Annotated in this window: 23 protein-coding genes; 21 read left to right on the forward strand and 2 right to left on the reverse strand. The window is 47.3% G+C overall.

The window, feature by feature from the left end:
* Positions 1-279 precede the first annotated feature (279 nt).
* Positions 280-1,344, reverse strand: a complete 1,065-nt coding sequence (locus P7M01_RS02985; RefSeq protein ID WP_317482966.1) for an AI-2E family transporter — start codon at positions 1,342-1,344, stop codon at positions 280-282.
* Positions 1,345-1,441: 97 nt separating this feature from the next.
* Between P7M01_RS02985 and P7M01_RS02990 the strand changes: the two genes are divergently transcribed.
* The 20 genes from P7M01_RS02990 (at position 1,442) to gorA (ending at position 19,242) form a co-directional block, all read left to right on the forward strand.
* On the forward strand, positions 1,442-1,732 hold the full coding sequence (locus P7M01_RS02990; protein WP_317475597.1) for an alternative ribosome-rescue factor A: 291 nt from the start codon (positions 1,442-1,444) through the stop codon (positions 1,730-1,732).
* 8 nt (positions 1,733-1,740) lie between these two features.
* A complete protein-coding gene (locus P7M01_RS02995; protein ID WP_317478870.1) occupies positions 1,741-2,037 on the forward strand; it encodes a DUF5377 domain-containing protein in 297 nt (98 codons plus the stop codon).
* A 154-nt stretch (positions 2,038-2,191) separates the two neighbouring features.
* Positions 2,192-3,550, forward strand: coding sequence for a patatin-like phospholipase family protein (locus tag P7M01_RS03000; protein ID WP_317482967.1), 1,359 nt, complete (start codon positions 2,192-2,194; stop codon positions 3,548-3,550).
* A 158-nt stretch (positions 3,551-3,708) separates the two neighbouring features.
* Positions 3,709-4,251 (forward strand): ferredoxin-type protein NapF, encoded by a 543-nt coding sequence (gene napF, locus P7M01_RS03005; RefSeq protein WP_394853427.1) that lies wholly within the window; start codon positions 3,709-3,711, stop codon positions 4,249-4,251.
* 37 nt (positions 4,252-4,288) lie between these two features.
* Positions 4,289-4,552, forward strand: coding sequence for a chaperone NapD (locus P7M01_RS03010; protein ID WP_202936836.1), 264 nt, complete (start codon positions 4,289-4,291; stop codon positions 4,550-4,552).
* A 32-nt stretch (positions 4,553-4,584) separates the two neighbouring features.
* A complete protein-coding gene (gene napA, locus P7M01_RS03015) occupies positions 4,585-7,065 on the forward strand; it encodes a nitrate reductase catalytic subunit NapA (protein WP_317475601.1) in 2,481 nt (826 codons plus the stop codon).
* A gap of 133 nt (positions 7,066-7,198) precedes the next feature.
* Complete coding sequence (gene napG / locus P7M01_RS03020) at positions 7,199-8,104, forward strand: ferredoxin-type protein NapG (protein ID WP_317475602.1); 906 nt, start codon at positions 7,199-7,201, stop codon at positions 8,102-8,104.
* The gene (napH, locus tag P7M01_RS03025; protein ID WP_202936839.1) at positions 8,104-9,000 is read left to right on the forward strand and encodes a quinol dehydrogenase ferredoxin subunit NapH; all 897 of its coding nucleotides are present in this window, start codon (positions 8,104-8,106) and stop codon (positions 8,998-9,000) included. The genes napG and napH overlap by 1 nt, the downstream gene beginning before the upstream one ends.
* A 54-nt stretch (positions 9,001-9,054) precedes the next feature.
* Entirely contained in the window at positions 9,055-9,483 is a 429-nt protein-coding gene (locus P7M01_RS03030; RefSeq protein ID WP_317476669.1) for a nitrate reductase cytochrome c-type subunit, read from the forward strand.
* 11 nt (positions 9,484-9,494) lie between these two features.
* Positions 9,495-10,112: a cytochrome c3 family protein gene (locus P7M01_RS03035; protein ID WP_202936841.1), complete on the forward strand. Its 618-nt coding sequence runs from the start codon at positions 9,495-9,497 to the stop codon at positions 10,110-10,112.
* Positions 10,113-10,231: 119 nt separating this feature from the next.
* The gene (gene ftsB / locus P7M01_RS03040) at positions 10,232-10,510 is read left to right on the forward strand and encodes a cell division protein FtsB (RefSeq protein ID WP_202936842.1); all 279 of its coding nucleotides are present in this window, start codon (positions 10,232-10,234) and stop codon (positions 10,508-10,510) included.
* A complete protein-coding gene (ispD, locus tag P7M01_RS03045; RefSeq protein WP_317482969.1) occupies positions 10,510-11,211 on the forward strand; it encodes a 2-C-methyl-D-erythritol 4-phosphate cytidylyltransferase in 702 nt (233 codons plus the stop codon). Before ftsB ends, ispD begins: the two co-directional genes overlap by 1 nt.
* A 9-nt stretch (positions 11,212-11,220) precedes the next feature.
* Positions 11,221-11,697 (forward strand): 2-C-methyl-D-erythritol 2,4-cyclodiphosphate synthase, encoded by a 477-nt coding sequence (gene ispF, locus P7M01_RS03050; RefSeq protein WP_317476666.1) that lies wholly within the window; start codon positions 11,221-11,223, stop codon positions 11,695-11,697.
* A 261-nt stretch (positions 11,698-11,958) separates the two neighbouring features.
* Entirely contained in the window at positions 11,959-13,074 is a 1,116-nt protein-coding gene (locus tag P7M01_RS03055) for a bifunctional tRNA (adenosine(37)-C2)-methyltransferase TrmG/ribosomal RNA large subunit methyltransferase RlmN (RefSeq protein WP_317476665.1), read from the forward strand.
* A 19-nt stretch (positions 13,075-13,093) separates the two neighbouring features.
* Positions 13,094-13,633 (forward strand): type IV pilus biogenesis/stability protein PilW, encoded by a 540-nt coding sequence (gene pilW / locus P7M01_RS03060; RefSeq protein WP_317482970.1) that lies wholly within the window; start codon positions 13,094-13,096, stop codon positions 13,631-13,633.
* Positions 13,634-13,726: 93 nt separating this feature from the next.
* Complete coding sequence (locus P7M01_RS03065) at positions 13,727-14,662, forward strand: RodZ family helix-turn-helix domain-containing protein (RefSeq protein WP_317482971.1); 936 nt, start codon at positions 13,727-13,729, stop codon at positions 14,660-14,662.
* 5 nt (positions 14,663-14,667) lie between these two features.
* Positions 14,668-15,783 carry a flavodoxin-dependent (E)-4-hydroxy-3-methylbut-2-enyl-diphosphate synthase gene (gene ispG / locus P7M01_RS03070; protein ID WP_317479933.1) on the forward strand — a complete coding sequence of 372 codons (1,116 nt, stop codon included), beginning with the start codon at positions 14,668-14,670 and terminating at the stop codon, positions 15,781-15,783.
* Between the two features lie 60 nt (positions 15,784-15,843).
* Positions 15,844-17,115, forward strand: coding sequence for a histidine--tRNA ligase (gene hisS, locus P7M01_RS03075; RefSeq protein WP_317476661.1), 1,272 nt, complete (start codon positions 15,844-15,846; stop codon positions 17,113-17,115).
* Positions 17,116-17,125: 10 nt separating this feature from the next.
* Positions 17,126-17,734: a YfgM family protein gene (locus P7M01_RS03080; RefSeq protein WP_317482972.1), complete on the forward strand. Its 609-nt coding sequence runs from the start codon at positions 17,126-17,128 to the stop codon at positions 17,732-17,734.
* Between the two features lie 137 nt (positions 17,735-17,871).
* Complete coding sequence (gene gorA / locus P7M01_RS03085) at positions 17,872-19,242, forward strand: glutathione-disulfide reductase (RefSeq protein WP_317482973.1); 1,371 nt, start codon at positions 17,872-17,874, stop codon at positions 19,240-19,242.
* A 31-nt stretch (positions 19,243-19,273) separates the two neighbouring features.
* On the opposite strand, the gene P7M01_RS03090 is transcribed toward gorA, so the two are convergent.
* Complete coding sequence (locus tag P7M01_RS03090) at positions 19,274-19,606, reverse strand: DciA family protein (protein ID WP_317482974.1); 333 nt, start codon at positions 19,604-19,606, stop codon at positions 19,274-19,276.
* A gap of 109 nt (positions 19,607-19,715) precedes the next feature.
* Here P7M01_RS03090 and secM point away from each other — a divergent pair, with 109 nt between their 5' ends.
* Positions 19,716-20,015 (forward strand): secA translation cis-regulator SecM, encoded by a 300-nt coding sequence (gene secM / locus P7M01_RS03095; protein ID WP_317482975.1) that lies wholly within the window; start codon positions 19,716-19,718, stop codon positions 20,013-20,015.
* Positions 20,016-20,049: the final 34 nt, after the last annotated feature.

The raw sequence follows: 20,049 nt of genomic DNA on the forward strand, positions 1-20,049 counted from the left end.
GTAAAAATAACGATCCGTACATAAAAAGTGCGGTTTTTAGGCTATCCTATAAAGGCCTAGTATTTCACATGCCCTTCAAAGGACATGTGAAAAAAACAGACAACCGCACAATAACTCTATGGCTTACCCTGTACCACTACACTTTGATTCCATACGCATAGCGTATGGTTATTATAGTTAGACTTAGACAAGGTCTAGCTATAATAAAAAAGAGCCGTGAATTTCATGACACTTTTCATCTTTTCTTAGGGGGGTATCTGTTAAAAACAGCACCTAGATTTAAATACCTTTCTCAATGTTATCAGGCCAGGCGTTGATGACCGCTTTCACTAAAGTTGCCAGCGGAATGGCAAAGAATACGCCCCAAAATCCCCACAAACCGCCGAAAATTAGCACGGCGACAATAATGGTAAGCGGATGTAAATTCACCGCTTCGGAGAACAAAAACGGCACCAGTAGGTTTCCGTCCAGCAATTGCGAAATAATGTAAGCGGTCATGATGTACCAAAACGTCGCGTGATCACCGAACTGAAAGAACGCCACCAGCGCCACCGGAATGGTGACAATCACCGCGCCCACATAGGGAATCAGCACGGAAATTCCCACCGCCACGGCCAGCAGGAGCGGGTAATTTAACCGGAAATACAGAAAAATAATGTAAGTCACGACGGCAACAATGGCGATTTCCAATAATTTCCCGCGGATATAATTGGCGATTTGTTGCTGCATTTCCGACCAAACCTGTCCGGCAAGGAGGCGGTTTTTCGGCAAAAATTTCGCGACGCTGGCAAGCAACGCCTGCTTGTCTTTCAGCATAAAAAACATCATCAACGGCACTAAAAAGGCGTAAATCCCGATGGTGACCAGATTGACGATAGAAATAAGTGAAAATTTGACCGCACTTTCGCCGTATGCCAGCGTTTTTTCCCGGGCGGAACTGAAGAAACTGTCGATTAACTGATAGTCCACCAATTCGGGATAATGTTCGGGCAGCGTGGCCACCCATTCGTGTAACTTATTGAACATATTAGGCAAATCGCTCAATAAGTTGATGGTTTGACCGACCAGGTTCGGCAGCAAACCGAACACCATAATCGCCACCAGACCGATAAAACCGCCGAAAATCAGCGTAATGGCAAGCATGCGGGGAAATTTCAGTCTGGTGATTAAAAAATGAATCGGAATTTCAAGCAGATAGGCCAATACGATGGCAATCAGCAAGGGCGCGATTAAGCCGCTGAAAAAATAAATGGCGATAAAACCGAACAGCAAAATCGCAGCCAGCCCCATGGCCTGGGGATCGCTGAAATTGCGCTGATACCAACTTTTTAATAGCTCGACCATTAATATTTACCTCATTAGAAATTTTCTCGATTATAAGTTAAAATTTCCCCGATTTACATATATAATGACCGCCGTTTATCCACAGGAGGAAACGAAAGTGAAGAAAAAAACTCATAAAAAACCGACCGCACTTGCCGTTTTGGAAGCGCAGGATCGGACGGTTTACCGGCACCAACGCGGGATCATTCGCGATAATGCGTTGCAGGCGTTATTGCATGATCGCTTGTTCCGTCAGCGTATTGAGAAAAAATTAAAAGGCAAAGGCAGTTATCAACGTAAACCGAAATTCGTTAAAGCTGTTTTCGAAAAGCCCGATGATAAAATGTCTTACGTCAGAGATTTTATCATCGGGTTTTTCTTAACGAATAAAAATAACATGTTAAATTAGAGGTGAATATGTCGGCAAACACAGAATTATTATTCAGCAATACTTGGAACGTGCGCATTAGCGATCCGGGCGAAGAAGGCGCGCACAGCCACTTTTTCGAAACCGTTTATATTACTTTGGAAGCCCATGTGGATGGCGATAAGGTGCGCTACGAATTTACCCGCAAAGTGGAAAATGAAGTAAAAATTCACCGCACTTTTACGGAATTAAACGAACTTTTCATTTTCCTGGCGGATTATTTGGATCCGGTTTCATTGGGTAATTTAGGGGTGAAAATCGGGCAGCTTGGTTTGGCGAAAGCTTAAGTTATCCTGAAATTTCCTGCGTACAATCCTCCTGAAACGGAGGATTTGTGCTATTTAAACCCGCATTTCCAATCAATATCGGATGAGGTTTAGCCGTTTTTATCCTCTTTCCGTTTTGGTTAAAATTCAGCATTTCTAAATAAATGAGAACAATATGGATAAACTCAGAAAATCCTTTTCTATCCTGGTGACGGTAACGTTGCTGTCGGCCTGTAATTTAGTGACTTATCAGCCGGTGGAAACCATCAGTCGGGTGAACGAACGGCAAGGCTATCGTTTGCGTCCGGTGATTACGGAAAATACTCAGGACGGCAATCTGATCGCAGTGATGTTTTCCGGCGGCGGCTCACGGGCGGCGGCATTGGGTTACGGCGTGTTGGAACAATTCAAAAATACGCGGGTGCATCCGACGGCAAAAGGCGTAACTTTATTGGATAACATTGATGTAGTGTACGGCGTGTCCGGCGGTTCCGTGCTGGCAAGTTATTTTGCTTTGGAAGGTCGGGATGTGGTGCCGAAATTCGCCGAGAATTTTCTCAAGAAAAATTTCCAGCGCGAAGTGATCAGCCAGGTTTTCTCGTTGTCCAATTTGCCGCGCTTAACCTCACCGCAATTCGGACGGGGCGATTTATTGCAGGAACAGCTGAATATCGTTCTTTACCACGGAAAAACTTTTGATGATTTGGATAAACGCCGCAAAGGGCCTTTTGCGGTGATTAGCGCAACGGACATGAATACGGGGCGGAAAATTACTTTTACCCAGGATATGTTTGACGGTTTGTGTTTGAACCTGAACGATTTGGAAATTGCCCGTGCGGTGGCGGCATCCAGTTCCGTGCCTTTGGTTTTTGCGCCGCTTACGCTGAATAATCACGGCGGTAATTGTCACTTCACCATGCCGAAAGAATTTATCTTGCGGGAGCAGACGGTGAACGGCTTAATCGTCAAGAATATTGAAGAAACCAAACATATGCTGGCTCAATACCAAAATGTACGGGAAAGGCCTTATATCCATTTGGTGGACGGCGGTTTGACCGATAATCTGGGGCTGGCGGGGCTGCTGGATATGTCCGATGTTTTGGGGTTAGAGCAAACATACGAACAAGTGCAGAAACTGAATTTGAAAAATATTGTGGTGATTAACGTGAACGCTCAAAACGAAGTGCAGAACGAAGTGGATAAATCCGCGGATGTTCCGGGCATGGGCGAAGTGATTAATACCATCATCAATGTGCCGATCGACAAAGCCACCCAGAATTCTCTGCGTCGCTTCCGCGAATTCACCGATAACTGGAACCGTTATAAGGTGACAAAACGTGGCCCTAAAGTGTCGCTGCATTTTGTCGGGTTAAGCATGAAAGATTTGCCGGAAGGCGAACTGAAGAAAAAAGTCCTGAATATCGGCACTTCGTTTTATTTACCGAAATCCGACGTGGACGATTTACGGAGAGCGGCGCAAATCCTATTACAAAATTCTGCGGAATATCATGAAGTGTTAAGAACGTTGCAATAATGCTTCGTACGGAAAAGTGCGGTCAAAAATTTATTGATTTTGCGCAATAGATCACAGTTTTTCTCGCGAAATACCCCATGATAGGTAATAAAAAAAGAGGTGCGCTATCTTATAATTCACATACTTAGAATGGGGATTTGGGTATTTTGACAGCAAACATGTTGCCTCGCCGCCAATTTCTGCGAGGAAAATTTCTCACCGCATTACAATCGGAGAAAGAGAAAAAACAAGGGTCCAACGGCATTCGTCCGCCTTGGGCGGCGGCTGAGATGCTGTTCACGGCAGATTGTACCCGTTGCGGCGATTGCGTGCGGGCGTGCGAAACTCAGGTTTTGATTGTCGGAGCCGGAGGATTTCCAGAAATCGATTTTTCCCGGGCGGAATGTAACTTTTGCGGGCGTTGTGCGGCGGTGTGCCGACAACCTGTTTTTCGCCCGTCGGACGAACCGGCTTGGACGCATAAAATTGAAATTCTGCCTTCTTGCCTGGCATTGCGGGGCGTGGAGTGCCGTTCTTGCGAAGATAACTGCGAAAGCCGCGCGATCCGCTTTAAACGCGAAATCGGCGGCATCGCCAAGCCGCAAGTGAATTTGCAAAATTGTAACGGCTGCGGCGCCTGTTTAAGTGTTTGTCCGGTAAGTGCGGTCAAAATAATTGAAGATTTTTCAATGTCGGATTCACCGACGGCCCCGAAGGGATAAGCGATTGCGCATAAAATTTTGAAAGAATTTATAACTGATGAGTGATTTAAATACAAGCGAAAACTGGTATGTGTGCAGCCTGGTGGTGCAAGCCAAACCGGCGAAACTGGAACAAGTGAAAGCGGATATTCTGAACATTCCGCATGCCGAGATTCACGGTGAAAAACCGGAAGAAGGCAAGTTGATCGTGACATTGGAAAGCGATCGGCATTTGGCCTTATCCGATTTAATTGATGAAGTGAAGAATGTGAACGGAGTGATTGTCGTCTCGTTGATTTCGAATTACATGGATGAAGCGTAAATCTATTTTTAATCTAAAACGTGGGAAAAGTTATGGAACTGAATCGTAGAGAGTTTATGAAAGCCAATGCGGCAATCGCCGCTGCCGCTGCCGCCGGAATTGCGATTCCGGTGAAAAACGTGCAGGCTGCGGATGACGGCATCCGCTGGGATAAAGCGCCGTGTCGTTATTGCGGAACCGGTTGTAGCGTGCTGGTGGGAACCAAAGACGGTCGTGTCGTGGCGACGCAGGGCGATCCGGATGCGGAAGTTAACCGCGGGTTGAACTGTATTAAAGGTTATTTCCTGTCAAAAATCATGTACGGTGCCGACCGAGTTCAGACGCCGTTACTGCGCATGAAAGACGGTAAATTCGATAAAGAAGGGGATTTCACGCCGATTTCCTGGGATCAGGCTTTCACCATTATGGCGGAAAAAATCAAGGATATTCTGAAGAAAAAAGAACCGAATGCCGTCGGCATGTTCTCTTCCGGTCAAACGACGATTTACGAAGGTTATGCCAAAGTGAAATTGTGGAAAGGCGGTTTACGTTCCAACACCATCGACCCGAACGCCCGCCATTGTATGGCGTCCGCCGCAGTGGCGTTTATGCGCACTTTCGGGATGGACGAACCGATGGGTTGTTACAACGATATCGAAAAAACCGACGCATTCGTGCTTTGGGGTTCAAACATGGCGGAAATGCACCCGATTCTGTGGAGCCGTATTTCCGATCGTCGATTATCCAGCGATAAAGTGAAAGTGGTGGTGATGTCCACTTACGAACACCGTTCGTTTGAGCTGGCGGATACGCCGATTATTTTCAAACCGCAGTCCGACCTGGCGATCTTAAACTATATTGCCAACTACATTATTCAAAACGATAAAGTCAACTGGGATTTCGTTAACAAACATACCAAATTCAAACGCGGCGAAACCAATATCGGTTACGGTTTGCGTCCCGAACATCCGTTACAACAGGGTACCAACGCCAAAACCGCGGGAAAAATGTACGATTCCGATTTTGAGGAATTCAAAAAAATCGTTTCCGAATATACCCTGGATAAAGCGCATGAAATTTCCGGGGTGCCGAAAGATCAATTGGAAGCTTTGGCGAAAATGTACGCCGATCCGGAACAAAACCTGGTTTCTTACTGGACCATGGGCTTCAACCAACACACCCGCGGCGTTTGGGTGAACCACATGATGTACAACGTGCACTTACTCACCGGGAAAATTTCCAAACCGGGTTGCGGACCGTTCTCGTTAACCGGTCAACCGTCCGCTTGCGGGACAGCCCGTGAAGTGGGAACTTTCGTTCACCGTTTGCCGGCGGACATGGTGGTCACCAATCCTAAACATGTGGCAAAAACCGAAGAAATCTGGAAATTGCCGGCCGGTACGATTCCGACGGTGCCGGGTTTCCATGCCGTGGCGCAAAGTCGCGCACTAAAAGACGGAAAATTAAACTTCCTGTGGCAGTTGTGCACCAATAATATGCAGGGCGGCCCGAATATTAATCAGGAAATTTTTCCGGGCTGGCGTAATCCGGAAAACTTTATCGTGGTTTCCGATCCTTATCCGTCAACAAGTGCGGTCGCCGCAGACTTAATTTTGCCGACCTGCATGTGGGTGGAAAAAGAAGGAGGCTACGGTAATGCGGAGCGTCGTACTCAGTTATGGCGTCAACAAGTAAAAGGGCCGGGCGAATCTCGTTCCGATTTATGGCAAATCGTCGAATTTTCCAAATATTTCAAAACCGATGAAGTCTGGCCGGAAGAATTGCTGGCGAAAAAACCGGAATATCGCGGCAAAACCCTTTACGAAGTGTTGTATAAAAACGGCGAAGTGGATAAATTCCAGGTACCGACGGACGTTCCGGGTTATATCAATGATGAAGCGGATCACTTCGGTTTCTACTTACAGAAAGGATTATTCGAAGAATATGCCGGTTTCGGCCGCGGACATGGACACGATTTAGCCCCGTTCGACGTTTATCACCAGGTGCGCGGTTTACGTTGGCCGGTGGTCGACGGCAAAGAAACCTTATGGCGTTACCGTGAAGGTTACGATCCGTATGTGAAAGCGGGCGAAGAAGTCGCGTTCTACGGTTATCCGGATAAAAAAGCGATTATTCTGGGCGTGCCTTATGAAGCGCCGGCGGAAAGCCCGGACGACGAATACGATTTATGGTTATGTACCGGTCGTGTGCTGGAACACTGGCATACCGGCACCATGACCCGTCGCGTACCGGAATTGCACAAAGCGTTCCCGAACAACTTAGTGTGGATGCATCCGACGGATGCGAAGAAACGCGGTTTACGTCACGGAGATAAGGTGAAATTAATTACCCGTCGCGGTGAAATGATTTCTCATCTGGATACCCGCGGTCGTAACAAATGTCCGGAAGGTTTGATCTTTACCACCTTCTTCGACGCCGGTCAGTTAACCAATAAATTAACCTTGGACGCAACGGATCCGATTTCATTCGAAACGGACTATAAAAAATGTGCGGTTAAAGTCGTAAAAGCATAATAAAGTGCGGTCAAAATTTCGCATGTTTTTTGTGGAAACCGACCGCTTGATGGGGCGTATTTTAACGTCCCGCAGGTTATCGACATCCGGTAGCGCCTATGAAACGGGTCGCTACTGAAATATAGGAACGCATATGAAATTGGATCCGAACCGTCGCCAGTTCTTAAAGAATGCGACGAGAACCGTAGCAGGCGTTTGCGGTGTCGGTGTTATCCTCGGATTACAACAACATCAGGCGAATGCCAAAGAAGGTGTGGCGTTGCGACCGCCGGGCGCATTGCCGGAGAAAGATTTTCTCGCGGCCTGTACCCGTTGCGGTCAGTGCGTGCAGGCTTGCCCTTACGATATGCTGCATCTGGCCAGCCTGCTTTCGCCGATGGAAGCCGGTACGCCTTATTTTGTGGCGCGCGATAAGCCTTGCGAAATGTGTCCGGATATTCCTTGTATGAATGCTTGCCCGAGCGGCGCATTAAGCGAAGAACTGAAAGACATCAATGACGCCCGCATGGGGCTGGCGGTGTTGTTAGACCATGAAACCTGTCTGAACTGGCAAGGCTTGCGCTGTGACGTCTGTTATCGGGTTTGCCCGTTAATTGACAAAGCGATTACCTTAGAAAATATTCATAATGATCGCACACATATCCACGCCAAGTTAATTCCGACCGTGCATTCCGACGCTTGTACGGGTTGTGGTAAGTGCGAGCAGGCATGTGTGCTGGAAGAAGCGGCAATCAAAGTGTTGCCGATGGATTTAGCGAAAGGTTTGTTGGGCCGTCATTACCGTTTAGGCTGGCAGGAAAAACAAAACGCAGGCAAAGCCTTATTGGAAGAACAACATCCGGACGGTTTGCGTCCGTCTTTGGATGCGCGTATGCCGGAAGGTTTGTCCGAACCGACCTATCAGCATATGAAAGTGAAACCGAATCAGAAAGTTGCGACGCCAAGCCGCGCGGCGGATGATTATGTTCCGCGTTCAACGACGGTGGATGCGCCGGAACATTTTCCGGATTTAGAATTAAATACTAAGGGGGTGAAATAATGGCAGCAACCAAAACAACCCCGAATAAGCCGAAAGACGCCGGGTTGGAAGCCCGTCAAAAGCTTGGCTGGTGGCATGCGTATCGGTTTTTAATTTTACGTCGTTTAAGCCAGTTGAGCGTGATTCTGATGTTTTTGAGCGGACCGCTTTGGAATGTCTGGATTTTAAAAGGCAATTACAGTTCCAGTATGCTGTTTGATACGGTGCCGTTAACGGATCCGTTGATTACGGCGGAAAGCCTGGCGACCGGTTATTTGCCCGAATGGACGACGATTATCGGCGCATTAATTATCGTGCTGTTTTATGCGGTAGTCGCTAGTAAATCGTTCTGCAGCTGGGTTTGTCCGATGAATATGGTGACGGATGCCGCCGCCTGGTTACGCCGTAAGTTGGGGATTCGTCAAACGGCAAAACTTCCGCGTAATTTGCGTTATGTTTTGCTTGTTGTGATCTTGGCGGGAAGCGCCGTTTCCGGCACGTTGCTGTGGGAATGGATTAATCCCGTAGCCGCGCTCGGACGCGTGTTCGTTTTCGGGCTAGGCGCGACCTTATGGTTGGTGGCGATGGTGTTTATATTCGATTTACTGGTCGTGGAGCACGGTTGGTGCGGACACCTTTGCCCAATCGGCGCCGTTTACGGTTTGATTGGCGCGAAAAGTTTGATTAAGGTCAATGTGGTTGATCGCGCCCGTTGCGACCGTTGTATGGATTGCTACAATGTGTGCCCGGAACCTCAGGTGTTACGTTTACCGTTACACGGTTCGGAAACCGACAGTCAAATTATCCTGGAAAAAGATTGTATAACTTGCGGACGCTGTATTGACGTTTGTCCGGAAAATGTTTTTGCTTTTGGTTCCCGTTTCGAGAAACAAGTGCATGTGAAAAATATTAATTAACCTCTTTCAGCAAAGAGAATAGAAAAATTCTAAGTTTAACGGAGTGATTTAACGATGAGAAAATATCTCACCCTCATTTTTACCGCACTTGCGGGATTCGCGGTTGCCGAAACGCCGTCGTCAGCTCTGACGATGGAACAAATGCCGGAAAATGTCGCGCCTGCTTACACCAATCCGCAGAAAGACGTAGGCAGTATTCCGACGACGTTCCCAAATCAACCGCCGTTGGTGCCGCACAGTATTCGCGGTTTACAGGTGACGAAAAACGCCAACCAATGTTTGGGTTGTCATTCGCCTGACGTTTCGCCGACTACGGGAGCCCCACGCGTACCGGAAAGCCATTTCTTAGATCGTGACGGCAAACGTACCGAAGGCACGTCACCGCGCCGTTATTTCTGCTTGCAATGTCACGTTCAACAAACCGACGTAAATCCGATAGTGCAGAATAAATTTGAAACTATCCGTCAAACGCAGGGTAAATAAGGAGCAAGGCAATGATTAAGAAATTCTGGAACTGGTTCCGTAGCCCGAGCAAAATGGCGGTTGGCGCGGTCATTATTCTTTCCGCTATCGGCGGCATTCTTGCCTGGGGCGGTTTCAATGCGGGATTGGAACACACCAACACGGAAGAATTCTGTTCAAGTTGTCACATGAATGATGTGGTGCCCGAATACCGTCAAACCGTTCACTATTCGAACCGTAGCGGTGTGAAAGCCATTTGTGCGGATTGCCACTTACCGCATGAATTTATTCCGAAATGGACCCGTAAAATTCAGGCCAGCCGCGAAGTGTTCGCATATTTCACCGGCAAAGTGGATACCAAAGAAAAATTTGAAGCGCATCGTTTGGAAATGGCGGAACGCGAATGGGCGCGCATGAAAGCCAATAATTCGCAGGAATGCCGAAATTGCCATAATTTTGAAGATATGGACTTTACTCAACAGAAAACTGTGGCGCAGGAAATGCATGCCGCGGCGGAACAACAGGGTAAAACCTGTATCGATTGCCACAAAGGCATCGCACACAATTTGCCGCACATGGAAAAAGTGCAAAAATCTTTTATTCCGGCGGATATGCTTGAGAAAAAAGACGGCGCTTCAAACGCCAATTAACCGGCAGCGATGTGAAAAAACGATAAAAAAATTGACCGCACTTTTGGGCTGCGGTCTTTTTTTGTCCGCCGTTTTCCCCTACACTATGATTTTTCTATAAATAAAAGTGATGAAGGCTTATGCGTTTATTGATTATTACCCTGGCTTTTGTGCTGATGCTATTCCAATATGATTTGTGGTTCGGCAAAAACGGCTATTTGGATTACCAGGAAACTCAGGAAGAAATCGCCGCCCACAAAGAAGAGAACACCAAATTGTCGCAACGTAATCAGGTGATTGCGGCGGAGATCAAGGATTTAAAAGACGGTGTGAACGCTATTCAGGAACGCGCCCGTTTGCAATATGAAATGGTCAAACCGGACGAAACGTTTTATCGCATTACAAAAGAGCACAAATAATGACCGCACTTTCCCGTCAAATTATTGCCGTCGTGCCGGCGGCAGGTGTCGGCAGCCGTATGCAGGCGGATAAACCTAAGCAATATCTGCGGATTCACGGCAAAACCATTTTAGAACATACCGTCGGCGCGCTGTTGTCGTATCCGCCCGTTAAGCGCGTGATTCTGGCGGTCGCCGAAAACGATCCTTATTTTCGTCAATTGCCGCTGGCGCGGGATTCCCGTATTCAAATCGTGTCCGGCGGCGAAACCCGCGCAGAAAGCGTATTAAACGGGTTAAAAGCCATTGAAAACCCTGAGCGGATTCAGGTGCTGGTGCACGATGCCGCCCGTCCTTGTATTACCCATGAAGATTTGGATAAATTATTATGTGTTACCGATGAAAACGGCGCCATTTTAGCTTTGCCCGCCGTGGATACGATTAAAACGTCCGATATTCGTCAACAGATTGTTCGAACAGAAGATCGCAATTTTATCTGGCTGGCGCAAACGCCGCAATTTTTCCGCGCCGAAGTGTTGCTTCGGGCATTAGAACAAGCGTTGGCGCAGGGATTTAACATTACGGACGAGGCCTCCGCCATGGAATTGGCGGGATTCCGACCGCACTTGGTGACCGGACGCAGCGATAATATTAAAATCACTCGCCCGGAAGATTTGGCGCTTGCCGAGTTTTATTTAAGTCAAAAAAATAAAATTAAATAGGATAACGTTATGATTCGAATCGGACATGGTTTTGACGTGCATGCTTTTGGCGAACCGCGACCTTTGATTATCGGCGGGGTGGAAGTGCCGTATCATACGGGATTTATTGCGCACAGTGACGGCGACGTGGCGTTGCACGCGCTGACCGACGCCTTGCTCGGCGCTGTGGCGCTGGGAGATATCGGCAAGTTATTTCCCGATACGGATAGCCGATTCAAAAATATCGACAGCCGGATTTTGCTGCGCGAAGCGTTTCGTCAGGTGCGGGAAAAAGGCTATGTCATCGGCAATGTGGATGTGACGATTATTGCCCAAGCGCCGAAAATGCGCCCGCATATTGATGCCATGCGCGCCGTGATTGCGCAAGATTTACAATGCGGCATCGACCAAGTCAATGTGAAAGCCACCACAACGGAAAAGCTCGGTTTTACCGGACGAAACGAGGGCATTGCGACCGAAGCGGTGGCATTGTTAGTAAAAGCTTAGTTTCAATTTTACGATCATTCCGCGATAAAAGATCCGCTCAAAATCAGATTCAATCATCAACGGTTTAAGGAGCGGATTTTTATTGCTCAGCGGTGCCGTTTGCAGGCGAAAATCGATTTCTGTGATCACCATTCCGCAAAAGTGCGGTCAATATTTGCAAGGTTTTTAAATATTGATAGATTATCTTGCATGAAATCTGTACAATCGCGTCCTAATTTTAACCGGATCCTAAGCCGCAAGGTGTAACAACGAGGCAATCAGATGTCAGAAAAAATCAATTTGATGGATTTAACCCGCCGACAAATGCGCGAGTTTTTTAAAGAGTTGGGAGAAAAGCCGTTTCGAGCGGATCAGCTGGTGAAATGGATTTACCATTTCGGCGAAGACAATTTCGACAATATGACCAATATTAACAAGAAATTGCGTGAGAAACTGAAACAGGTCGCCGAAATCAAGGCCCCGGAAGTGGCGGTAGAGCAACGTTCCGCCGACGGCACCATTAAATGGGCTATGCAAGTCGGCGATCAGCAAGTGGAAACCGTGTACATTCCCGAAGCGGATCGGGCGACATTATGCGTGTCTTCGCAAGTCGGCTGCGCGCTGGCCTGTACTTTCTGTTCGACGGCGCAACAAGGCTTTAACCGGAATTTAACCGTTTCGGAAATTATCGGGCAGGTTTGGCGCGCGTCTAAAATTATCGGTAATTTCGGTGTGACGGGCATTCGTCCAATCACCAATGTAGTGATGATGGGAATGGGCGAACCGCTTTTGAATGTCGCTAATGTGGTGCCGGCGATGGAAATCATGCTGGACGATTTCGCTTACGGTTTATCCAAACGTCGTGTGACGATTTCCACTTCAGGCGTGGTACCGGCCTTGGATAAATTAAGCGATATGATCGATGTGGCGCTGGCGATTTCTTTACATGCGCCGAATGACGAATTACGCGATGAAATCGTACCGATTAACAAAAAATATAACATTAAAATGTTGATGGACAGCGTAAATCGTTATTTGAGCGTATCCAATGCGAATCACGGAAAAGTGACGATTGAATACGTTTTGCTGGATCATGTAAATGACGGCACCGAGCACGCGCATCAGCTGGCGGAAGTCTTGAAAAATACGCCTTGTAAAATTAATTTGATTCCATGGAATCCGTTCCCGCAAGCGCCTTATGCGAAAAGTTCGAACAGCCGCGTCGATCGTTTTCAGAAAACGCTGATGGAATACGGATTTACCGTGATTGTGCGTAAAACCCGCGGTGACGATATCGACGCGGCATGCGGACAATTGGCGGGAGAGGTGATTGACCGTACCAAACGTACCGCCCGCAAAAAACAATTTGGTCAGCCTATTGATGTGATCAATCAATAACCCGAATAAGGAGAATAATATGAAACTTTGTAAATTTACACCGCACTTTTTGTTCTCCTTGGTTCTTTGCGCCTGCGTGTCTTCCCCGGCTGCGGATTTTGACAAACGACAGGCGGCGAAATCACGGGTTGAACTGGCGTTAGGTTATCTTGCTCAGAATAATCCGACTCAGGCCAAATTAAATCTGGATAAGGCGTTAAATTATGCGCCGGATTATTATCTGGTGCATTCCGCGCTGGCTTATTTTTATCATCAGCAAGGCAATACCACGCTGGCGGACAACGCGTATCGTAAAGCGATCGCGTTAGATGACGAACAAGGCGACGTGCATAATAATTACGGCACGTTTTTATGTTCCCAAGGCAAAGCCGAACAGGGATTTGAACAATTCCACAAGGCTTTATCCGCCAAACATTATTACAATCAAGGGGATACTTACGAAAATCTGGCCATTTGCGCCTATTCCGTGAAAAATCGAGCGGTTTATCAGGAAAGTATTGAGATGCTGCGCAAAGTTTCGCCGTCACGGGCTGCGGAGCTGGAATCCCTGCATTTCTGATTTTTCTTTTTTCTGTGTAATAACGGTTGCAAAAGACGTTTTTCAACTTTAAACTTTATCAGTTTTATTGCCTTTCATTTCGAAGAAATATTTATGGATACCGAAGAAAAAAACGTTGCAACTCTTGGCGAACAATTCCGTCAGGCTCGTGAAAATTTAGGTCTGTCACTTGAAGCGGCGGCTAAAAAATTAAATTTACGCGCGCAAGTGCTTCAATGTATTGAAAATAACGAATTTGCCCAAAAATCCATTCCGGCAACCTTTATGCAAGGGTATGTTCGCAGTTATGCGAAGTTGGTTAAATTGCCCGAAAGCGTGTGGAAAGGCGCCGTTCCAAGTTTCGGCGAAATCCCGAAAAACGATCTCAGCCGCGCCGCGCGCGTGGATAAAGCCATTAATCCTCATTCTTCTCATAATAACCGTTGGATTGGTTATTTCACGACCATCGTTCTTTTATTTGTCGCCGGTATGACCGCGCTTTGGTGGTGGGAAAACTATCAGCAATCGAATAAAGAACGCGAAACCTTGGTACAGAATTATACGCTGATAGAAACGGCGTCCGAGCCGCCAAAAGAACTTTTGCCTGAAGTGCAGGTTCCTGCGGCGCCGGCGGAAGCGTCCGCAGACACGCCGGCACAGTCCGAACAATCGACAGCCGCCGCGACGCTAACCGATTCGTCCCAGGTTAATGAAACTAATACGCAACCGGCGGTTGAAGTGCCGAATACTCAAAATCACAATCAAAGTGCGGTCGAAAATTCCGATGTTTTTCAAACGGCGGAACAGCCCGCGACGGACGGAGATTTGCAAATTGAAATTACTGCGGCAACCAGTTGGATTAGCGTAAAAGACGCCAAACGCAAAGTGCTTGCTCAGAAAGAATATCGTCAGGGTGAAACGCTGAACTTTAAAGACGGTGCGCCTTACGCCGTTATCATTGGCGCGCCGGGCAATGTGAAAATTACTTATAAAGGTGAAAATTATCCGCTGAAAGTGGATGGTCGTGTCGCCAAATTTAAACTTCAATAACGATTATGTCAGCATTTAAACCAACCATTAAACGCCGTGAATCCACCAAGATTTACGTCGGTAACGTGCCTGTCGGCGGTGATGCGCCGATTGCCGTTCAATCTATGACTAACACGCGCACCACCGATGTGGAAGCGACGGTGGCGCAGATTAAAGCGTTAGAACGCGTAGGCGCGGATATTATCCGCATTTCCGTGCCGACCATGGACGCGGCGGAAGCGTTCAAATTGATTAAACAGCAAGCCAAAGTACCGTTAGTGGCGGATATTCACTTTGATTATCGGATTGCCTTAAAAGTGGCGGAATACGGCGTGGATTGCCTGCGCATTAATCCGGGCAATATCGGTCGGGAAGATCGCATTCGTGCGGTGGTGGATTGCGCTAAAGATAAAAACATTCCTATCCGTATCGGTGTGAATGCCGGCTCACTGGAAAAAGATTTGCAGGAAAAATACGGCGAACCGACTCCGGAAGCCTTGCTGGAAAGCGCATTGCGTCATGTGGAAATTCTGGATCGTTTAAATTTCGATCAGTTTAAAGTCAGCGTAAAAGCGTCAGACGTATTTTTAGCGGTCGAGAGTTACCGCTTGCTGGCAAAAGCCATTAAACAACCGCTGCATTTGGGAATTACCGAAGCGGGCGGCGCCCGTGCCGGCGCAGTAAAAAGTGCGGTCGGTTTGGGCATGCTTTTAGCGGAAGGCATCGGCGATACCCTGCGGGTTTCCTTGGCGGCGGATCCGGTGGAAGAAATCAAAGTAGGATTTGATATTCTGAAATCGTTGCGTATCCGTTCCCGCGGTATTAACTTTATTGCCTGCCCGACCTGTTCCCGTCAGGAATTCGATGTGATCGGCACGGTAAATGCTCTTGAACAACGCCTTGAAGACATCACCACACCGATGGATGTATCCATTATCGGTTGTGTGGTGAACGGGCCGGGGGAAGCTCTGGTTTCCGATTTGGGCGTAACCGGCGGCAATAAAAAAAGCGGTTATTATCTGGACGGCGAACGTCAGAAAGAGCGTTTCGACAACGACGACATTGTAAATCAGCTGGAAGCGAAAATCCGAGCAAAAATTGCAATGCGGGAAAACCGAATTGAAGTGGCTTCGGTGGAATAAAAGCCAATCGGTTAAATAACAAAAACAGATACGTTAAACAGAATAGGAAATAGGATAAACGTGGCAAACATTATCAAAGCAATTCGCGGGATGAATGATTGTTCTCCGACTGATTCGCCGTTATGGCAATGGATTGAAGACAAAGTGCGCAATGTGCTGGCGAGTTACGGTTACAGCGAAGTGCGTATGCCGATCGTGGAAAGTACGCCGTTGTTCGCGCGCGCCATCGGTGAAGTTACCGATGTGGTTTCGAAGGAAATGTATACATTCTGGGACAACGACGAGCAACTGACGCTTCGTCCGGAGGGCACCGCGGGTTGTGTACGGGCGGCGATTGAAAACGGCTGGATTTATAATAATGAACAACGTTTGTGGTATATGGGGCCGATGTTCCGCCACGAGCGCCCGCAAAAAGGACGTTACCGTCAGTTTCATCAGGCCGGCGTAGAAATTTTCGGTATCGCCAATCCGGAAATCGATGCGGAACTTATCATTTTAACCGCACGTTTATGGAAAGAATTAGGCATCGAACAGCATGTTTCGTTGCAATTGAATTCCATCGGCTCGCTGGAAGCGCGTGCCAATTACCGCACGGCGTTAGTGGCGTTTTTGCAAAATCATCAGGCGTTAATGAATGACGAAGAGAAAGATCGTTTGGTGAAAAACCCGCTACGGATTTTAGACAGCAAAAATGCGGCGCTGCAGGAAGTGTTAAACGACGCACCGAAATTATTGGATTATCTGGATGACGAAAGCCGCGAACATTTTGTGCAGCTTTGCGCCTTGCTGGATAATATGGGCGTGAAATATGAAATCAACCCGAAATTGGTGCGAGGACTGGACTATTACAATAAAACCGTATTTGAATGGGTAACCTCCGCCCTGGGCGCACAGGGTACGGTTTGCGGCGGCGGTCGTTACGACGGCTTGGTGGAACAGCTGGGCGGGCATGCCACTCAGGGTGTCGGTTTCGCCATGGGCTTGGAACGTTTGGTTCTGCTGGTTCAAGAGGTCAATAAGAATATTATCGTACCAAGTGCGGTCGATATTTACGTTGTTTTTTCCGGTGAAGGAACCACCTTGGCGGCCTTTAGAATTGCGGAAAAAATCCGCACGGAATTACCGCACTTACGTGTGATGACTCATTGTTCCGGCGGTAAATTCCAAAAACAATTCAAACGGGCGGATAAAGTCGGCGCAAGATTCGCGTTGGTGATCGGTGAAAGCGAAGTGCAGGCCGACCAAGTGGTGGTGAAAGATTTATCAGGTGCGGCCGAACAACAAACGATTTCCGCAGTCGAACTTATTGACTATTTAAAACGTGCATTTTGAGGATTAGAACATGGCTTATACCAGTTTAGAAGAACAAGAAATCAACGAAATTAAATCCTGGTGGAACGAAAACTATAAAAGTTTGATCGCCATTTTCATTATTGCGTTGGCGGGCGTGTTTGGCTGGCGTTACTGGCAGGATCACCAAACGGCGAAAGCTCATGAAATGTCGGCGCTATACGACAAAGTGGTTGCTCATCAGGATGTTGCGGCAAAACAGGCTCAGATTGACGCTTTCGTACAAGACAACGAAAAAACCGGTTATGCCGCGTTGGTATTGCTGGAAAAAGCCAAAGATGCGGTAAACAAACAGGATTTTGCTTCGGCGGCGGAAGCTTTGAAACAGGCGGCATCCCATGCGCCTGAGCCGATTTTAGCGGCAACGGCAAATATGCGTTTAGCGGAAGTGCAGTTCCAGCAGAAAGATTTTGACGGTGCGTTAGCCACGCTGGCACAGGTGAAAGAAAGCGGATTTGCGAATCCTAAAGCCTTACTGACCGGTGAAATTCAGTTAGCGAAAGGCGATAAAGCCGCGGCGAAGGCCAGCTTTGAAGAAGCCCTGAAAAATGCGACGGCGTTAGAGCAGCAAGAAGCACAAGTGCGGTTAAATAATTTATAGTTTTTTTATAAAAGACTTGGTTGATGCCAGGTCTTTTTTATTGGTAAAACCGATTAAACCGATTCATTCAATCGCTTTGCCTTTCTTTGTCTTTTTCGGCAAAATGGCTCGAATTTCACAAAAATAGGAAATCCATTATGACAAAACATTATTATTATTTAGCTATCGGCGGAGGCAGCGGCGGAATTGCCTCCGTTAACCGTGCGGCAAGCTATGGCAAAAAATGTGCCGTTATTGAAGCCAAACATTTAGGCGGAACCTGTGTAAATGTGGGGTGCGTGCCGAAAAAAGTGATGTTTTACGGCGCACAGATTGCGGAAGCCATTCATCATTACGCGCCGGACTATGGTTTTGACGTCAGTGTAAACCGATTTGATTTCGCCAAATTGGTGGAAAGCCGTCAGGCTTATATCGATCGCATTCATACTTCATACAATAACGTGTTGGCGAAAAATAATGTGGACGTGTTGAACGGTTTTGCCAAATTTGTGGATGCGAAAACCGTTGAAGTGTTTTATGCCGACGGTTCAAGCGAACAAGTCACGGCGGATCATATTCTGATCGCAACCGGCGGACGTCCGACTATTCCTGCGGTAAAAGGCGCGGAATACGGTATTGATTCAAACGGCGTATTTGCTTTAAAAGCGTTACCTAAACGCGTGGCGATTGTCGGTGCGGGTTATATTGCGGTGGAATTGGCGGGCGTCTTCAACAGTTTCAAAACGGAAACCCATTTGTTTGTGCGCAAACATGCGCCGTTGCGTAATCAGGATCCGCTGATTGTAGACACACTGCTGGAAGTATTGGAGCAGGACGGCATTCGGCTGCACACTCAGGCAATCCCTCAGGAAGTGGTGAAAAATGCCGACGGATCTCTTACTTTAAAATTGGAAGACGGACGCGAAACGACGGTGGATTCCGTGGTATGGGCAATCGGTCGCGAACCGACGACCGATGCGATTAATCTGCAAGCGGCCGGCGTGGAAACCAATGTGCGAGGTTTTGTGAAGGTGGACAAATATCAAAACACCAATGTAAGAGGCATTTATGCGGTGGGCGATATTATCGAAGGCGGTATTGAATTAACCCCCGTAGCGGTGGCGGCAGGTCGTCGTTTGTCCGAACGTTTGTTTAATCACAAACCGGATGAGCACCTGGATTATAATCTCGTTCCGACCGTAGTGTTCAGCCATCCTCCGATCGGCACCGTAGGCTTAACCGAACCGAAAGCTATCGAGCGATACGGTGCGGAAAATGTGAAAGTCTATAAATCTTCTTTCACACCGATGTATTCCGCCGTTACTCAGCATCGTCAGCCTTGCCGTATGAAACTGGTGTGCGCGGGGGCGGATGAAAAAATAGTGGGTTTGCACGGAATCGGTTTCGGCGTCGATGAAATGATTCAAGGATTTGCCGTGGCGATTAAAATGGGAGCGACCAAAGCGGATTTCGACAATACCGTCGCGATTCACCCGACCGGCTCGGAAGAATTTGTCACCATGCGTTAAATCCAATAAAAATAGGCATAGTCGACTATGCCTATTTTTTTATCGATTTTTTGCCAAGTTCGGGATTTATACGAAATTGCAGCCGGTTAATTTCCGGGTGAATACGGCGGAACGTTTGTAACAGTTCCTGCTGACGAAATAAAAATCCCTGCCGCACGACCGCACTTGCCACTTCAATCGTCAGTCCGTCCTCAGAAAAATTTGCGACGCGGTATAATTCGATAAACCGGGAAGGCAAAAGTTGCTGGATATTTTGATTTAATTCATTGATAAACAAACCTTTTTTCATGACTTGCGCAAGGCTTGAGGTATCCAGCAATTCTTTGATATTCATGACTTTTTGATGACGTTTGCTACGTTCCATGCTTGATATTTCTCTCCTAAAGCCCCATCTAAAGGGAAATTTGAATAAATTTACGACATTGTAACGAATTTCCGCTATAATTTGACTACTTTTTTGTGAGAACTCCGAAATGATATTAACCAAAGGCAAACATTATTTTTGGTCGCGATTACTGTTCAGCGTAATTGCGATGTTCGCGCTGCCTCAGGTTCAGATATCACAACATGCCGAATCGGAGAATCACACTTATCAAAATCAGTCCGTTCAACGGCAAATCGCCCGTGCCGCACAGGTTTTGCAACAGAAACAGGCGCAGCAATTTTTTGTCGTATCATCGGCTGAACCGAAAAAACTTCTCGAATTTCGCCCGCACTTTTCGGTGACGGAATTCGCCTTTCACGCACCGATTCGCGGTAGTCCTCGCGTTTAGTTTTCCCGTTAAAAATGTAACAACAAAATGGAAT

Origin of the sequence: Exercitatus varius (assembly GCF_029577735.1) — a bacterium.
In the GTDB taxonomy this organism is placed as follows: Bacteria; Pseudomonadota; Gammaproteobacteria; order Enterobacterales; family Pasteurellaceae; genus Exercitatus; species Exercitatus varius.

Coding starts and splice junctions, on each gene's coding strand:
- ftsB (WP_202936842.1), top strand. CDS start 10,232: ATGCGTTTATTGATTATTACCCTGGCTTTTGTGCTGATGCTATTCCAA.
- P7M01_RS03055 (WP_317476665.1), top strand. CDS start 11,959: ATGTCAGAAAAAATCAATTTGATGGATTTAACCCGCCGACAAATGCGC.
- P7M01_RS03010 (WP_202936836.1), top strand. CDS start 4,289: ATGAGTGATTTAAATACAAGCGAAAACTGGTATGTGTGCAGCCTGGTG.
- P7M01_RS03090 (WP_317482974.1), bottom strand. CDS start 19,606: ATGGAACGTAGCAAACGTCATCAAAAAGTCATGAATATCAAAGAATTG.
- napG (WP_317475602.1), top strand. CDS start 7,199: ATGAAATTGGATCCGAACCGTCGCCAGTTCTTAAAGAATGCGACGAGA.
- P7M01_RS02995 (WP_317478870.1), top strand. CDS start 1,741: ATGTCGGCAAACACAGAATTATTATTCAGCAATACTTGGAACGTGCGC.
- P7M01_RS03030 (WP_317476669.1), top strand. CDS start 9,055: ATGAGAAAATATCTCACCCTCATTTTTACCGCACTTGCGGGATTCGCG.
- secM (WP_317482975.1), top strand. CDS start 19,716: ATGATATTAACCAAAGGCAAACATTATTTTTGGTCGCGATTACTGTTC.
- P7M01_RS03065 (WP_317482971.1), top strand. CDS start 13,727: ATGGATACCGAAGAAAAAAACGTTGCAACTCTTGGCGAACAATTCCGT.
- ispD (WP_317482969.1), top strand. CDS start 10,510: ATGACCGCACTTTCCCGTCAAATTATTGCCGTCGTGCCGGCGGCAGGT.
- napH (WP_202936839.1), top strand. CDS start 8,104: ATGGCAGCAACCAAAACAACCCCGAATAAGCCGAAAGACGCCGGGTTG.
- ispG (WP_317479933.1), top strand. CDS start 14,668: ATGTCAGCATTTAAACCAACCATTAAACGCCGTGAATCCACCAAGATT.
- pilW (WP_317482970.1), top strand. CDS start 13,094: ATGAAACTTTGTAAATTTACACCGCACTTTTTGTTCTCCTTGGTTCTT.
- napF (WP_394853427.1), top strand. CDS start 3,709: ATGTTGCCTCGCCGCCAATTTCTGCGAGGAAAATTTCTCACCGCATTA.
- ispF (WP_317476666.1), top strand. CDS start 11,221: ATGATTCGAATCGGACATGGTTTTGACGTGCATGCTTTTGGCGAACCG.
- P7M01_RS02985 (WP_317482966.1), bottom strand. CDS start 1,344: ATGGTCGAGCTATTAAAAAGTTGGTATCAGCGCAATTTCAGCGATCCC.
- P7M01_RS03080 (WP_317482972.1), top strand. CDS start 17,126: ATGGCTTATACCAGTTTAGAAGAACAAGAAATCAACGAAATTAAATCC.
- P7M01_RS03000 (WP_317482967.1), top strand. CDS start 2,192: ATGGATAAACTCAGAAAATCCTTTTCTATCCTGGTGACGGTAACGTTG.
- gorA (WP_317482973.1), top strand. CDS start 17,872: ATGACAAAACATTATTATTATTTAGCTATCGGCGGAGGCAGCGGCGGA.
- P7M01_RS03035 (WP_202936841.1), top strand. CDS start 9,495: ATGATTAAGAAATTCTGGAACTGGTTCCGTAGCCCGAGCAAAATGGCG.
- napA (WP_317475601.1), top strand. CDS start 4,585: ATGGAACTGAATCGTAGAGAGTTTATGAAAGCCAATGCGGCAATCGCC.